Here is a 16,066-nt window from a genome sequence, read left to right on the forward strand (position 1 = left end):
ACGATGAGGATTAAATTCGGTTGGTTGCAAGTGCCTGACCTGCACAATCTCTTGCAGGGTAGGTCACATGTTCCCACTGATCAAGTACTTCTGATCCTTCAATAAATGCAAGATCATGTTGCTTTGCATAACGAATTGCATCTTCTTTGGATAAGGCATTCCCGGACTCATCATCAAGCATCTCACATATCGTGATTGTCTGAGGTATACCTGCCATTTCAGCCATAGCAACTGACAATTCGGTCTGCCCATGCCTCTGGGAAAGCAAATTTTCTGCTGCAATCAGAATTGGCATATGTCCGGGAGTCCTAAATTGTTCTTTAAAAGAAACCTGCTTTCCATTTAGAACATTCTGAACTATTTCAGATATGGCGTTGACTGTTTTTGTCCGGTCACGGTCAGTAATGCCAGTAAATGTATCACGGTGATTGACCCAGAGTGAGAAAGAAGAGTTGTTGGATGGATCATATGGGATATCTCCAAGTTTTTCAACCATGGCACAATTTCGTAACACTTCCCGTGCAAAAGGAAGACCCAACTTTTGAGCTGCAAGATAAGGAATTGCTGTACAGATAAGTCCACCTGCTTCATTTCTCATCTGACAAATGTGCCGGGGATTCATCATATCTGAACGCATTGCAAGGTCTGTTTCACGTTCACGGTCATCAAAATCATACAGCAGGACCATCTCACCCTGCCTCAGTGCGGTAAATGCGTCTTTTGTCATAATGTCACCTCTATTGCTATTTCATCGCCATCTTTGAGAGAAAACTTTTTTCGAAGTCCTTCAGGAGCGACAACTTCGATAAGTTCTTCAGGATAATGAGTCCGGCCAGGAATGATGATTCCACAGGGAACCTCGCTGATAAAACAAGGCAGACACCGTACATCACCAAAGGTCCGGCCTTCAGATTCAAATCCCTGTACAACCTTCCAGTCTGCACTTGAAAGACGCTTTCTCTGCCGGGCTGCACCTGGGAGAAGTCGGATATTCAGTGTTCCGGGAAATGGTGTAAATCCAAGCAGATCCTGAAACTGATCGGCATATGGACGAAGACTCATATAGTAGGCACCTTCACCAAGTCCTGACTGAACTGTACCACCAAGCATCAGGGTTTTTTCCTGGCGTCCGAATAACCGGTAATAGTCACAATATTCTTGCCTGAGAGCATCCTCCCCGTCATGGGTGATGGTCACCTGTTGTCCGTCGGTCCCAAGCACCCGGCTGATAAACTGTTGCTGTTCAAGCGAGCGCAACCTTCTCGATGCCGTCTGAGGACTAAATCCCAGTTCTGAACCAAGACTAATCGTTTTTAAAAAAACCGGAGTATTCAGACCGCCCATAAGAGCAATCCGTTTGAGACATTCCAGATCCTCCGGGGTAACCATGATATCATATGTGAGATGGATCCTATTAATGTGTTTCCATATATGGTGATCATGCCAGGAGTGATATGGACGATCAATACAATTCATCACCTCGTCTTCATCTTTCATCATGAGAAAAACATGAACGATCAGAGATCTCTCTCTCGTATTCAGAATTATTTATTTTAAAGCAAATTATTTTATATCAAAGCAATCCACATCACCATATGTCAAAATGGTACTGCCCCCGTTGTGGATTTATGTATAATGAAGCGGTCGGAGATGAAAATCTAAAAATTCCTCCAAAAACTCTATTTTCATCATTTGATTCATCCTGGGTTTGCCCACGTTGCCAGACTCCGAAAGAATTATTTGTTGAAGTGATGGCTTAAATCCCTATCACCTACTCTTTACATAGAAAATATTTCATAGAAAAATCCATCTGTTCTTTTCTTCACCGAATGACTAGTGAGCTTAATCATAATGAGTGAAACATATGGTACATAGATTTCTTTGTCAGATGATCTGCATCTTATAACCGGAGAAAAAATGGAAAGAACCTGTAATAGATGTGGGACCTGTTGTAGTTACATGGCCGATGTATTTGGTATCATGGAACAGACCGGCCCATTTGATTACCGGATACAATATCTGATAACAGGAGTTCAGCAGATTGTAACGATCGACCCGGACAAAAAAGAAATATTCTCGAGTAACACCATCCACGACAAACGCCCGCTTGCATGCCCGTTTCTCAGGTTAGATACAGAAGGACTGGCAATGTGCACCGTACATGAAACCAGGCCGGACCTCTGTCGGATGTACTTTTGTGGACGATAAAATAGATCATTTTTTCCAATTATGCAAAGTTGGTGATACTTTCACCCTATCATGGAATAAATCGTTACCATTAAACACATATTGAACATATCTCCATTCATTCCGGGTGATGCTATGAAGAGGTCTAATTATAAGCGATTATTTAAATTATTTTATGGATATCGGCGCTGGTTTCTTCTTTCAATTATCCTCAATATATTTTTTGCTGCTGGAGCACTAGCGATACCGGCATTAAGTGCTGCATTAATTGATTACGGAATTCTTAAAGGTAATTTTGGGCATGTTCTGGATATCGGATTTCTCATGCTTATTGCAGCAGTCATTGCAGGAATCTGCCAGATTGCAAATGCAGCAATTGCAGTCTGGGCCTCTGAATACTGTACCCATGTTCTTCGAAAAAAAACGTTTGAAAAAATCCAGACACTCTCTTTCGGAAATATTGACCGATTCAGATCCAGTGATCTTTTAGTCAGGCTGACAACTGACATCATGAATGTCAAAACCGCTGTTATGCAGACAATCATGAACCTGATGCAGGCACCACTTCTTCTTATTGGTGCGATTATTATTCTCCATTTTACTGCTCAAAGTCTCATGTGGATTATTGTATCACTTCTGATAATTTTCACCATAAGCCTCATCATTTATTTTGTCATTGTTGAACCAGCCTTTAGTCGGAAACAAAAGAAAATTGACGGAGTAAATAAGGCACTTCGAGAAACTCTGACTGGAATCAGGGTAGTCAAGGCGTTTGTAAGACAGCAATATGAAATCGATAAGTATCAGGGTGCTATAAACGAATTAAAAATCGCTGCTCTTCGCCCACAACATGTTATGGCATACCTCATGCCCACCGTTATCGCAATTTCATTTCTAGGTTTTGGGGCGGTGTATTATTTCGGTGGGGTGAATGTCCTGTCTGGAGAAGGGCTGCTCATTGGGAATGTAACATCAGCAGTTCAGTACATCCTCATCCTGATGATGCCGCTTATGATCATTGCAATTGTACTCCCATTCATAACCCAGGCAAATGCCTCGCTAACCCGGATATTTGAGATTATGGATGCAATACCGGAAATATCTGATCCAATCAACCCAATCCAGGTAAATCCGGACACGGTGAAAGGAAGAGTCATATTTGAACACGTGGATTTTGCATACCGGAATGAAAATGGAGAACCAGAAGGCGAAGTCCTCAAAGACATAAATCTTATTGCAGAACCTGGAGAAACTATCGGATTTCTTGGATCCACAGGGTGCGGAAAATCCTCTCTAATCTCACTCATTCCCCGGTTTTACGATGTAACAAGAGGAAAAGTGACCATAGACGGTGTGGATGTCAGGGACATGAAACAAAGTACACTCCGTTCAATCATCGGAATCTGTCTGCAGGAACCAGTACTCTTTTCCGGTAATATTCGGGATGCCATAACATTCGGAAGGTCTGACATGACCGATGATGAGATGATTGTTGCATCCAAAGCTGCAGATGTTGACGGATTTGTTAAGAACATCCCTGAAACATATGATGGAAAAGTTGCCAGAAGAGGGGCCAACTTCTCCGGAGGACAACGGCAAAGACTTTCAATCGCACGAGCTCTTGCAACAAAGCCCAGGATCCTCATTCTGGATGATAGTACCAGTGCCTGTGATGTAGCCACTGAAGCACGAATTCAGGATGCCATCACAGATATGATGAAAAACGTCACGAAATTCATTGTTGCACAACGGATAAGTTCTGTTATCACTGCAGATAGGATTGTTCTGATGGAACACGGGAGAATTGTTGCAAGTGGAACCCATACAGAACTGCTTGCAGAAAATGCTCTTTACCAGGAGATCTATGAATCACAACTTGGCAGTGGTCTTCATCCAGGAGGAGCATCATGATCAGAACGAATAAGTCAGATCCCATGACAAATGCAGGTGATCTGAAAGCCATGAAGGAAAATATCAAACGTTTGTTCTCTTACATGGCAACGTACCGGTACCGGCTTTCCTGTGCAATAATCCTCATGATTGGATTCTCGATTGCTATGGGAATCCTTCCAACCCTAATGGGAACCGCTACAGATATCATTACCGGGAAAGGAAGTCTGGAACAATTGCAATATGTTCTGATATTTTTCATTCTGGATGCAGCAGCATTATGGGTATGTGGTCATTTTTCTCAGCGACTTCTCTCAGATATTTCCCAGGATGCCCTCTATACCTTAAGAAACGATCTCTTTACCCATATGCAGACTTTATCACTTGGATTCTTTGATCGCCAGCCAATTGGAGAATTGATGAGCAGGCTCTCAAACGACACTGATGTGATTGATCAATTCTTCTCGAATGGTATCCAGCAGGTTCTTCAATCGGTGACAACCGTCATCATTCTGACAATAATTATGATCATTATTGATCCATTCCTGACCCTTTTAGTATACCTGGCTGTAATTGGGCTACTCTGGATCTCCACCACTATAGCAAGAATATCCGGACCAGCATTTGATAACATGCAGGAAGAGCTGGGTGAACTGAATGGGTATGCAGAAGAACGACTTGCAGGACAAAAAATCACTATTGCTTACCAACAGGAAGAATCAACAGCAAAAGGATTTTTATCCGTATCCGAACATGTCGCAAGAATCGGGGCAAAGGCAGAATTTGTTGCTCTCTCATCTGTTCCTGCCACGACCATCATGGCAAATCTTCAGATGATCCTGCTCTTGGTAGTCGGAGGAGCCATGATCATTGATGGAGACATTCAGCTTGGAGAACTGGTTGCATTTCTCGGTCTTTCATCAAGCATTTCAACACCCCTGTCCCAGATATTCTCTGAATATGCTTTGATAATGAATGCAATTGCTGGAGCATCCCGGGTTTTTCGTATACTTGATGAAAGACCAGCCGTTGCAGATGGAGAAAACGCAATACCTATGCCAACGATATCAGGTGATGTAATTTTTGACCATGTTGATTTTGCATATGTTCCCGGGAGAACTGTGCTCAAAGACAATACATTTCATGCAAATCCGGGACAGATATTTGGATTATGTGGGCCGACTGGTGCTGGAAAAAGTACAATAATCAATATTCTTACCAGGTATTATGACATCATGTCTGGATCAATTCAGGTTGATAATGTCAGGATAGATTCTGTTAAACAGGATAGTCTGCGGGCACAGATCGCTCAGGTGTTGCAGGAACCATTTTTATTTTCCGGAACAATCATGGACAACCTTCGGTATGCACGTGAAGATGCAACAGATGAGGAATGTGTTGATGCTGCAAAACAGGCAGGTGCCTATGAATTTATTATGGCACAACCAGAGGGATTTGATACATTTCTCATGGATGGCGGTGCCAATCTATCCCAGGGACAAAGGCAGATGCTTACAATTGCACGGGCGATGGTGGCACATCCAAGACTTCTCATCCTGGATGAAGCGACCAGTAATGTGGATACGAGGACTGAAAAACTTATTCAAAATGGCCTTTTGCATCTACAGGAGGGGAAGACATCATTCATTATTGCACACAGGCTCTCAACCATCAGGCATGCAGATTGTATTCTCGTCATCAACGAGGGTGAAATTGTAGAGAGAGGGACTCATAACGAACTAATCAGGAAAAAAGGATTCTACTTTAACCTATATATGAGTCAGTTCAGGGGAAAACTTAGTGCAGTTACTGGAGTATCATAATTTATTTTTTGAATCAATTTAAAACCTGGAATTGTCTGCAATTTCCTTTACAAAAAATTCTCCCGTACAGGGATCATTCTATTCATTAATTTGATATATACTCACGTTCACTAACTGATATACCCAGGTCTAATCATGATATCAGTTCTGTACGTTGATGATGAACCTGACCTCCTCGATATTACCAAACTCTTTCTCGAAAGGACTGGGGAATTTACTGTATATACCGCACTTTCTGTAAACGAAGGTTTTCAGATCCTCAATTCTCATCCAATCGATGCAATAATATCAGATTATCAGATGCCGGAAAAAGATGGTATAGAATTTTTAAAATCGTTTAGATCTCTTCAGGATAAACGCCCGTTTATTCTTTTTACCGGACGAGGAAGGGAAGAGATTGTAATTGAAGCCATTAATAGTGGTGCAGACTTCTATCTGCAAAAAGGAGGAGATGTAAAAGCTCAGTTTGCAGAACTTGCCCTCAAAGTAAGACAAGGCGTTTCACGATATCAGGCAGAAGAACTTCTCAGAAGAAATCATGAAGAGTTACAGGCCACAAACCAGGAACTCGCTGCATCTGAAGAGGAACTAAAAGCAAATTTTGAAGAGTTGTCAACCAGCAGAGAAGCACTGTGGGAGAGTGAACACAGACTCTCTGATATCATCAATTTCCTTCCTGATGCAACCTTTGCCATTGATGCACAGGGAACAATTCTCATCTGGAACAAGGCCATTGAAGAAATGACCGGATTTAAATCTCATGATATGATAGGAAAAACTAATTATGAATATGCCATTCCTTTTTACGGAGAGCGAATTCCAATCCTGATAGACTACATACTATCTGGTCTTCCACATGTAGAGCATCGGTATTTTCATATACAGTCCGATGGCCTTCGAATATCTGCAGAAACTAACTATCCAAAGCATCAGGGTGTTCCTATGACTGCCTGGTGTATTGCTTCACCCCTATTTAATGAGAAAAGTGAAATTATCGGTGCAATTGAGTCGATACGGGATATCACAGTTCAGAAAGAGAACGAAGAAAAATTGAAAAAAAGTGAGGAATTATACCGCAGTGTCATAGAAAATATCCAGGATGGATATTATCGCAGTGATGCTGAGGGCAATCTCATCCTTGCAAGTCCTAGTTTTATTCGTCTTTTTGGATATGATTCCCTTGATGAGGTGATTCATCAATCAATAGCTGACACATTTTACCATGAACCATCGCATAGAAAAATATTTCTTAAAAAAATGGAGAATATTGGATATCTCGAGAACGAAGAGATAATGGTAAGAAAAAAAGATGGAACACCATTTTTGGTTGGTGTTTCTAGCCATTTTTACTATGACCAGAATGGGAAAATTGCAGGTGTTGAAGGGATTTTTCGGAATATCTCAACTCAGAAGCAGGCTGAAAAAGAATTAAAAGAAAAAGAAGAACATCTTGAAGCAATAATCCAGAACTCACCTTTTGGTATTTTTACCTATCAGCTTCTAGATGATAATCGGTTAGTGTTGACCGGGCATAACAAGGCAGCGGATATCATTCTTGGTATTAAGAGTGATTCTTATTTAGGAAAAACAATTGAAGATGCATTTCCACACCTTCTGAAGTCTGATCTACCCAATATTTATAAAAAAGTTGCACAAACCGGCGAAGTGATTACAAAAACCGAAATGGAATATTCACCAGATGGTAAATTACATAGGATTTTTGAAGTTATTGTCTTCCAAATTTCGAAAAATCGGATTGCTGCATTTTTTCATGATATTACAGGCACCTATACACATGATACTCATTGAAAAAAAAATGAAAATTCGCTTTTATTCATCATCTACATTCATCCATGTTTAAGCGAACAATATCAAAGGGTGAAGAAGAGTTTCGTGAAACACTATTTCTTGAATGGACCAGGGGATTATCTCCACGAGAACAGAGAATCAGCATTTTTTCCCATATCAGAAATATTCCATATGCAATCATACCAGATTGGGAAGGATCATCAGACCTTGTGAAAATGATGATTACACATAATAGAGGGTGGTGTGGACCAAAACACATACTTCTTATCTGGATGTTTCAAAAACTCAACATCCATATAGAATATGTAATAATTCCATTCAGGTGGAAAGACCAGCAGGTAAAATATCCTCCATCGTTGCAGAACATTGTGTCTTATCTCCCTGCAGTATATCATTTATGTTCTAAAGCATTTTTAGACGACAAATGGTGTCTTCTTGATGTTACATGGGATCCTCTCTTAAGAAAAGCGGGATTTCCAATCAATGATCCCTGGGATGGCATATCTGAAACCCTCCCTGCAGTTATCTCAACAAATTCCGTGAAAGAAAAACCAAAGAGTAACTCCACTTCACAAAAACTGATAAAAACAGTTGAATTTACCCATTACCTAAATAAATGGCTTGAAGAGGTTCGCATTTCAGAATAGTCAGAAAGGATTTTCCTACCCCCTGCCGTAATGGAGAGTAAAAAGTCCGAGATATTCATCAGCATAGCAGGTACAATCAGACCGGAGCGTAAACTCAGAGCCCAGAGATTTTTTAAATAAATCATGCCATTGAGATCGGAGCATGTGATAATCTGTCCTGACACCACGTGGTTCAGACATGAGTGAAACAAGTTCAGTCATCAGAAACGAATCAATGCAACTGATCACGACCTCAACTGGAGCGTCATATGAAAATACAAAATCCATTATGCGACCATATGACTGATATACAGATAATGCAAGTTCCGGTGAGTTCATGTCAGGTGTATCGTTATTTGCATCCATCTCAAAGAGAAGGAAATGATCAATCCATGGTTTGAGCTTGGATAAATGAACTTGTTTATCCTCAACCGGCATATGATGATAGGCAAGTGAACTCATCGCAATATCATAATGTTGATGGAGATATATTGAAAAATTCTGGATTTTTGCATGGTCTGCTTTTATCAGAACATCAGGAAATGCTTTGGAAACCTTTTCTTCCGCTATGGAGATCATTGCTGGTGAGGAGTCAATTAACAAAATCTCTGATAAACCAGGAATTTTTTTTGAATTTACTAAATGCTCTAAGAACCTGACAGTTAATGCCCCATCCCCGCATCCAATATCCATAAACCGAATTGGTTTATCATATTCTGGCAATGAATCAGCAAAAAACCTGATCAGATGCGTTCTGGCCTGTTCCATTATGGGCACCGTTGAAAAATGGATAAATGGACGGGGATCCTCGAATGCTACAGCGGGTTTTATCATCATTCCATTATGCCTTTTTAAAAATCCAAGCAAATAGGTTGATGAATACAAACCTGCTTCTTCACATAATGTTCCTGCATGTAGCCATTCACTCGTACGGTCATACTGCCCGGATTTTGCGAGGAGAGTCCCAATATAATAATAAAATGCTGACAAAAGGCTGGATCGTATTTTTGTCCGATATTTATCAGGAAATTCATCGTTCGTTAGTATATTTTGTCCGTAATTCTTCCAAAGGTTTTTTTCCAGGTCTGATAAAAACAACATAATGGTTATTCCGGTTTCAGAAATATTGGTGATCCATTCCTCTGAAAAAAATGGAAGGCCAAATCTCTAGTATCTTTTCAGATACTTGGGGATATAAATGTCATCATAGAAAAATGTATTCGCATTCGTGTGATGTAAGAATTATATCTCCACAAATCCGAACGACGGTACTATTATGACTGGTTTTTTGTCATCAAATAAAAGAACACCTACGGGGAATAAGAGTATCTCTACTGTTTGTACAGAACTTGCAGAAATCCAGGTACGAGGAGAATTAGGACACGCTATCGCGGACATTGTTCTTACTTATTCACCAAAAGATCTGCAGAAGATGAAAGTGAACTTCTCAAATAAGGTTGATTCTCTTTCTCCAGATTATAAAAATGAACTTGAAAAATCCATTGCCATTTATCTAGACGGTACATATCAGACGATACGGCTTATGAATCAACAAGGATCATTTGCCACGCTTCAGGGACCAGTTTTTAAGCAAGCACCCGAATACTGGATGATGGTAGCAGATAACTGTTCAGATTCAGATAATCCAACAACCAGATTACGTATTTTAAAATTTCTTTTATCAGGATTTTGCATGTTTGTTCAGGAGATTCCCGGACATCCGGTTGGTATGCCATTTCCGGGTGGGGATAAGGTAGAGATCATCGATGGAGTGTATTACTGCCCTGTCCGGACGAAAACACATGATGTAGATGCTGCCCTCTGTCCTTTTTGTCCGGCAGAACAAACACCCGAGATTGGATACTTAAAACCTCCAATAAAAGGAAGCAAACATCGAAAACAGGAATATATCAAAAACATATATGATTATCACCATTTTAATGGATGATAGTCAAATCTGCAAAAATTGAAAGAAAAGACTTATCCGGTACCTCTGTCCATATACCGGTGATAATATGGATGATGAAGTACCAACAAACGAAGAAATTGACGCGGTTGTCCGAAGTATGCCCTGGTGGCTGGTCCTTGTATGGGGACTTCTCGCGATCATTATCGGACTGATGTTTATAACAACTCCGCTGATTACAACGTATTATCTGGTTTTGTTTATGGGAGTATACTGGTTTGTCGGTGGAATATTCACCCTTGTTAGTTTGTTCAGTGACAAATCCAACATAGGATGGAAGATATTCCTTTCAGTAATCAGTATGCTTGCCGGAATCGCAATTATGGCACAACCTTTATTTGGTTCAATTATTGTGTTGACAATGCTGGTATTTTTCATTGGATTCTGGGGTATCTTAATTGGTGGAACAAAACTCTACGAAGCATATAGATCGAAGGACGCTGGAGCTGGAATTCTTGGTGTTTTAAGTATTATCTTTGGTATCATTCTGCTGGTTTTCCCTTGGGGAGCAGCATTAGCCCTGCCATTGATTGCCGGAGCGTTCGCTCTACTGGCAGGTATTTGTTCAGTTGTAGTTGCTTTCCAGGTAAAAAAAGCCCAGGCTTGAAATTTCCCAGTTCAATCTTTTTTATAATGCCTTCCCTCTTTTTATAAGATTTCACGGAAAAAAGTAATTATATCGTGTTAGATGGGTAAAGAGGGATTTTTATAGGACCCAGATCCAGATTCCTCCTACCACAACCGAGTTATCATCGGTAATATGACCATAGATAACATGTATGAAATCGTCAGACATTATTTCACATATAGGGAAACCATCCATAGCAGCGAAATGAACCGTCTTATTATCAAGTTCAATTACCCATATACGTATTTCATTCATTCCTTTGTCCGATGAAAATTCACAATATTGAACCCATCCTTCCTGTTCAGTGATTTCTACATGAGCTGTAATAGAACTAATTTTTCCTTCATGATGAGTATACTCTCCACTTTTCTCATCTTTCATTAAAATAACACCTTTTGTTCGACAATCCAACGGCCAGTCAGATTCTGGATATAAAAAAATGATTACTGAACCTATCGGGAAAAATCTAAAAATAATAATATTTTCAGAGAGAAAAACAATCTTTTTATATCTAAATAAATTAATTCTCCTATGTTCATATATGAGGATTTTTGGGATATTTTTAACTCTTTTCTGTCTCGTTTTGATATGCGGGACCGGGTTTGCGGATAATAGGAATGATGCATCGGAGTATACCATTGCTATCCATGAAAAAATGAATGATACACCTGCCTGGGATAACAATGAAGAAGATTTTGATTTTGCAACCAGAGGATTTATTGCGACGGATGATCCGCTGACCATTCCTTCAGTATATCCAGGATATACTTCGTGGGACATGGAGGCGTACAAATTCCTAAATAACGAAACTCGTCCGGAAACGATAAACCCGCTTTTATACAGACAGTCCCAGTTAAATAACATCAATGGTCTGTTTGAAGTCACCGATGGGATCTATCAGGTACGGGGATATGATGTCACCAGTATGAGTCTCATCAAAGGAGAAACCGGTTGGATTGTCATTGATCCGATGACTTCTGTAGAAACAGCAAAAGCTGCAATGGAACTGGTAAATAAAACACTCGGAGATTTTCCTGTCAAAGCAGTCGTTTATTCTCACCCCCATGCTGACCATTACCAGGGAGTAAAAGGAGTTGTCACTGAAGATGAAGTTGATACTGGGGATGTTCAGATCATCGCTCCGGAGCATTTCATGGAACATGCTCTCAGTGAAAATGTATATGCAGGAAATGCAATGCAACGGAGAGCAACGTACCAGTATGGTATCCAGCTTCCAAAAGATGCAAAAGGGAATGTTGACATAGGCCTTGGAAAAAGCCCATCGGTTGGGGTGGCCTCACTCATAGCCCCGACCATTGATATCACCCATACCGGACAGAAGGTATCTATTGATGGCATAGACATGGAATTTCATCTGACTGCAAATACTGAAGCCCCGGTTGAACTTGATATATGGTTCCCACAGAAAAAAGCTCTCCTGATGGCAGAGGACTGCACGGCCACGCTTCATAACGTGCTCACCCTCCGAGGTGCACAAGTCAGGGATCCTCTTGCCTGGGCAAATGCCCTGGATGAAGCGAGACAATTATACGGAGATCAGGCAGAGGTTGTCTTCTGTTCCCATCACTGGCCAAGGTTTGGAAATGATAAAGTGATCGAACTTCTGGAAAACCAGAGAGATTTGTACAAATATATCAATGATCAAACCCTGAATCTCATCAACAAAGGGTATACTATGGATGAGATCGCGAGTATGATTGAACCACCGGAATCTCTCAGGGAATTCTGGTATACATACGGATTTTATGGCCAGATCTACATGGGAGTCAAAGCAACCTACCAGAAATATCTGGGATTTTATGATGGGAATCCAATTAACTTAAAACGCCTTCCACCAGAAGAATTTGCCACTTATATGACCGAATACATGGGAGGGGCCGATTCAACCATGAACCGTCTTCAGGAGCATTATGATGCCGGGGAATATGAACTGGTCGCCTCTATTGCACATTATCTTGTCTTTGCTGATCCGACAAACATGGCTGCACGGGAGATGGAAGCAGCTGCTCTTGAACAACTTGGATATCAGACAGAATCAGGAACTGCACGAAATGCATACCTCTCAGCGGCCCAGGATCTCAGGCGGGAAGAACCAGTCAATGAAATGAGCGGGATTTCCGAAGATATTATGAAAGCCATGTCTCTGAGTCAGTTACTTGATTACATCTCTGTACGGGTAAATAAGGAAAAGGTCACCGGAGAAGATTACCAGATGAATTTGTTCCTCTCGGATTCTGGTGACAAAGCTTTGATACAGGTCAAAAATGATGTGATAGTCTATTGGGTTGATGTAATCTCATCCGAAGCAGATGTGACCGTTACCATGGCAAGAAAGACCCTTGAAAATATTGCCCTCAATCCAACAGTTACACTGGAAGATGTTACTGTAACTGGAGATTCAGGATTATTTGACCGATTTGTCGGTATGCTTGATGTATTTGATCCAGGATTTAATATTGTTCTACCATAACTTATTTTCCATTTTTTCTGATTGATAATAACCTTTATACCCGCTCATAACAGATTCACAGTAATTATCTCAAGCAAAGCAGTATTTTGAAATTTTGAAAAAAGGTGGAAGGTTAACGAGGTACCATGCATGAAAACCGTCTTTGTCAGGCAGGAGCGATGTGTCGGATGCAGGCATTGTGAGGTTGCCTGCGCCATAGAACACTCGAAGGGTAAGGGTTTACTCTCGACGATCCAGGAGGAAACAAAATCGTACCCACGCATCTTTGTTGAGGTCATTGACAATTACTTAAAATTCCCGAACCGTTGCAGACATTGTGATCCTGCTCCCTGTATGCAGGTCTGTCCAACCGGATCACTGTATCGGGATGAACAAACCGGCTCTGTTCTCATTGATTATCTAAAATGTATTGGATGTGCGGTCTGTGCAATGGCATGTCCCTTCGGTATTATTCAGTTTCAGAAGATCCAGAAATATGAAATGAACCGTGAAGTTAATGCAAAATGCGACAATTGTATCGGAAGACTTGAGGAAGGAAGGATTCCAGCATGTGCTGAAGCGTGTAAAACATCTGCATTAGAATTTGGAGAGGCAAATGATCTTATCCGGATTGCGAGGACGGATTTTACCAGTCGGATGATTACATCACGGGGATCAGAGACCGAAGTTCCCGTCATTCCAGAGAACATCAGGGCATTTCAGAAAGTAATGGAGAAACTTGCATCGTTATCATAAGAGGAGGGTGGAGACATGACAGATCAAGAGATAAGAGCAGAAGCAGAGAGAAGAGCATCTGACCGAACTGACCAGGAGATAATCAGGAAAACACTGGATGAAGGAGTACAGACCGTCTGGGATAGGTTTGCCTTGCAACAGCCCCAGTGCGGATTCGGTCAACTTGGAGTTTGCTGTAATAATTGTGCTATGGGCCCTTGTAGAATCGATCCTTTCGGAGGAAAGACTTCCCTTGGCGTATGCGGTGCAAATGTGGATACCATTGTTGCCAGAAATCTTCTCGATGATTTGAGTGTGGGGGCTGCTGCCCATTCAGATCATGGGCGGGAGGTTGTCCAGGTTCTGCTTGAAACTGCTGAAGGTCATGGGCAAGGATACCAAATCAAGGATGTAGAAAAGCTTCACCGGCTCGCAACCGAATACGGAATTCAGACAGATGGGCGGGCTACAAATGATATTGCAAAAGATCTTGCTCTAGGTATCCTTGAAGAATATGGCACCATTAAAAACAGGATCCAGTTAGCGGAACGGGCCCCTGAACAGACGAAAGAGATCTGGAGAAAAACCGGAATCATGCCCAGAAGCATTGATCGTGAAATCGTAGAGGCAATGCACCGGATTCACATGGGGGTTGATGCAGATTATGTAAATCTGCTCCTGCATGCGATGAGAACTTCACTCTCTGACGGGTGGGGAGGTTCTATGGCTGCCACGGAATGTTCTGACATCTTGTTTGGCACTCCGACTCCGCTCACATCCATCACGAACCTTGCAACACTCAGCAGGGAAAAAGTCAACATTGTCCTTCACGGCCATAATCCACTTCTCTCTCAGATGATAGTCAATGTCGCCGAAGATCCTGATCTGAAACGAATGGCTGAGGAAAAGGGAGCAAAAGGTATCAATCTTGTTGGTATGTGCTGTACCGGGAATGAACTCCTCATGAGAAGTGGCATCCCCCTGGCTGGTTCATTTTTTGACCAGGAACTTGCTATTGCAACCGGAGCGGTCGAGGCAATGGTTGTTGATTATCAATGTATATATCACTCCATTCCACTAACTGCCGGTTGTTATCATACGAAGGTTTTTACGACTAGTACCAAGGGGAAGATTTCAGGAACAATTTATAAAGAGTTCAAACCAGAAAATGCCCGGGATACCGCTCATGAGATAATTAAACTGGCTATTGAGAACTTCCCGAACAGAAATCCGGACCGGGTCAGAATTCCTGAACGACCCATGAAGGTCATGGCAGGATTCTCAGAAGAGACTATCAGAAAAGCTCTTGGTGGAACATACAAACCCCTTATCGATGCCATCGTTGCCGGAACAATCAGAGGGTGTGTCGGAATTGTCGGATGCAATAATCCCAGGATTAAGCAGGATTATGGACATATAACTCTTGCAAAAGAACTCATTAAACGCAATATCCTGGTTGTCGAGACTGGATGCTCTGCAATAGCCTGTGGGAAAGCCGGTCTTTTAGTTCCTGAAGCCGCAGATCTTGCCGGAGAAGGACTTGCTTCAGTCTGCAGATTGCTTGGTATTCCGCCAGTCCTCCATATGGGATCCTGTGTTGACTGCTCGAGAATTCTCGTATTAGCAGCAAACATCGCCAAAGAACTCGGTGTAGGTATCGGGGATCTCCCAATCGGTGGAGCCGCTCCTGAATGGTACTCCCAGAAAGCCATCTCCATCGGTACCTACTTTGTCTCATCCGGTGTCTACACAGTCCTCGGTATCCCACCGAAAATCTTTGGCAGCAGTAATGTTCTGAATCTACTCGCCGACGGTGTGAAGGGAATTACAAATTCTGCCTTTGCAGTTGAGCCGGATCCCCTGAAAACCGCCGATCTCCTTGAAGCAGAGATCAACCGGAAGAGAAAAGCACTGAACATCTAACCTTCCTTT

Annotated in this window: 15 protein-coding genes; 11 read left to right on the forward strand and 4 right to left on the reverse strand. The window is 41.6% G+C overall.

Annotated features, from left to right (window positions below):
* Positions 1-10 precede the first annotated feature (10 nt).
* Both ribB and KSK55_RS14785 read right to left on the reverse strand, forming a co-directional pair.
* Entirely contained in the window at positions 11-727 is a 717-nt protein-coding gene (ribB, locus tag KSK55_RS14780; protein ID WP_218607458.1) for a 3,4-dihydroxy-2-butanone-4-phosphate synthase, read from the reverse strand.
* A complete protein-coding gene (locus KSK55_RS14785; RefSeq protein ID WP_218607459.1) occupies positions 724-1,389 on the reverse strand; it encodes a DUF120 domain-containing protein in 666 nt (221 codons plus the stop codon). The genes ribB and KSK55_RS14785 overlap by 4 nt, the downstream gene beginning before the upstream one ends.
* A 206-nt stretch (positions 1,390-1,595) precedes the next feature.
* Here KSK55_RS14785 and KSK55_RS14790 point away from each other — a divergent pair, with 206 nt between their 5' ends.
* From KSK55_RS14790 to KSK55_RS14815, 6 genes are all read left to right on the forward strand, one after another.
* Positions 1,596-1,760 (forward strand): rubredoxin, encoded by a 165-nt coding sequence (locus KSK55_RS14790; RefSeq protein WP_218607460.1) that lies wholly within the window; start codon positions 1,596-1,598, stop codon positions 1,758-1,760.
* A 157-nt stretch (positions 1,761-1,917) separates the two neighbouring features.
* On the forward strand, positions 1,918-2,208 hold the full coding sequence (locus KSK55_RS14795; protein ID WP_218607461.1) for a YkgJ family cysteine cluster protein: 291 nt from the start codon (positions 1,918-1,920) through the stop codon (positions 2,206-2,208).
* 114 nt (positions 2,209-2,322) lie between these two features.
* Positions 2,323-4,098 (forward strand): ABC transporter ATP-binding protein, encoded by a 1,776-nt coding sequence (locus KSK55_RS14800; protein ID WP_214420946.1) that lies wholly within the window; start codon positions 2,323-2,325, stop codon positions 4,096-4,098.
* The gene (locus KSK55_RS14805) at positions 4,095-5,900 is read left to right on the forward strand and encodes an ABC transporter ATP-binding protein (protein WP_218607463.1); all 1,806 of its coding nucleotides are present in this window, start codon (positions 4,095-4,097) and stop codon (positions 5,898-5,900) included. Before KSK55_RS14800 ends, KSK55_RS14805 begins: the two co-directional genes overlap by 4 nt.
* Before the next feature lie 135 nt (positions 5,901-6,035).
* Positions 6,036-7,709, forward strand: a complete 1,674-nt coding sequence (locus KSK55_RS14810; protein WP_218607464.1) for a PAS domain S-box protein — start codon at positions 6,036-6,038, stop codon at positions 7,707-7,709.
* Positions 7,710-7,753: 44 nt separating this feature from the next.
* A complete protein-coding gene (locus KSK55_RS14815; protein ID WP_218607465.1) occupies positions 7,754-8,356 on the forward strand; it encodes a hypothetical protein in 603 nt (200 codons plus the stop codon).
* Between the two features lie 15 nt (positions 8,357-8,371).
* Here the strand turns inward: KSK55_RS14815 and KSK55_RS14820 are convergent, their stop codons facing one another.
* Complete coding sequence (locus KSK55_RS14820; protein ID WP_218607466.1) at positions 8,372-9,436, reverse strand: class I SAM-dependent methyltransferase; 1,065 nt, start codon at positions 9,434-9,436, stop codon at positions 8,372-8,374.
* Between the two features lie 175 nt (positions 9,437-9,611).
* Between KSK55_RS14820 and KSK55_RS14825 the strand changes: the two genes are divergently transcribed.
* Positions 9,612-10,283 carry a DUF2115 domain-containing protein gene (locus tag KSK55_RS14825; RefSeq protein WP_218607467.1) on the forward strand — a complete coding sequence of 224 codons (672 nt, stop codon included), beginning with the start codon at positions 9,612-9,614 and terminating at the stop codon, positions 10,281-10,283.
* 67 nt (positions 10,284-10,350) lie between these two features.
* Positions 10,351-10,908: an HdeD family acid-resistance protein gene (locus KSK55_RS14830; RefSeq protein ID WP_218607468.1), complete on the forward strand. Its 558-nt coding sequence runs from the start codon at positions 10,351-10,353 to the stop codon at positions 10,906-10,908.
* Between the two features lie 99 nt (positions 10,909-11,007).
* On the opposite strand, the gene KSK55_RS14835 is transcribed toward KSK55_RS14830, so the two are convergent.
* Complete coding sequence (locus KSK55_RS14835; protein ID WP_218607470.1) at positions 11,008-11,310, reverse strand: hypothetical protein; 303 nt, start codon at positions 11,308-11,310, stop codon at positions 11,008-11,010.
* A gap of 274 nt (positions 11,311-11,584) precedes the next feature.
* On the opposite strand from KSK55_RS14835, the gene KSK55_RS14840 reads away from it, so the two are divergent.
* From KSK55_RS14840 to cooS, 3 genes are all read left to right on the forward strand, one after another.
* Positions 11,585-13,420: an alkyl/aryl-sulfatase gene (locus KSK55_RS14840; RefSeq protein WP_256664046.1), complete on the forward strand. Its 1,836-nt coding sequence runs from the start codon at positions 11,585-11,587 to the stop codon at positions 13,418-13,420.
* 129 nt (positions 13,421-13,549) lie between these two features.
* Positions 13,550-14,155: a 4Fe-4S dicluster domain-containing protein gene (locus KSK55_RS14845; protein WP_218607472.1), complete on the forward strand. Its 606-nt coding sequence runs from the start codon at positions 13,550-13,552 to the stop codon at positions 14,153-14,155.
* Between the two features lie 15 nt (positions 14,156-14,170).
* A complete protein-coding gene (gene cooS / locus KSK55_RS14850) occupies positions 14,171-16,057 on the forward strand; it encodes an anaerobic carbon-monoxide dehydrogenase catalytic subunit (RefSeq protein WP_218607474.1) in 1,887 nt (628 codons plus the stop codon).
* Positions 16,058-16,066: the final 9 nt, after the last annotated feature.

Source organism: Methanospirillum hungatei (assembly GCF_019263745.1).
GTDB lineage: Archaea > Halobacteriota > Methanomicrobia > Methanomicrobiales > Methanospirillaceae > Methanospirillum > Methanospirillum purgamenti.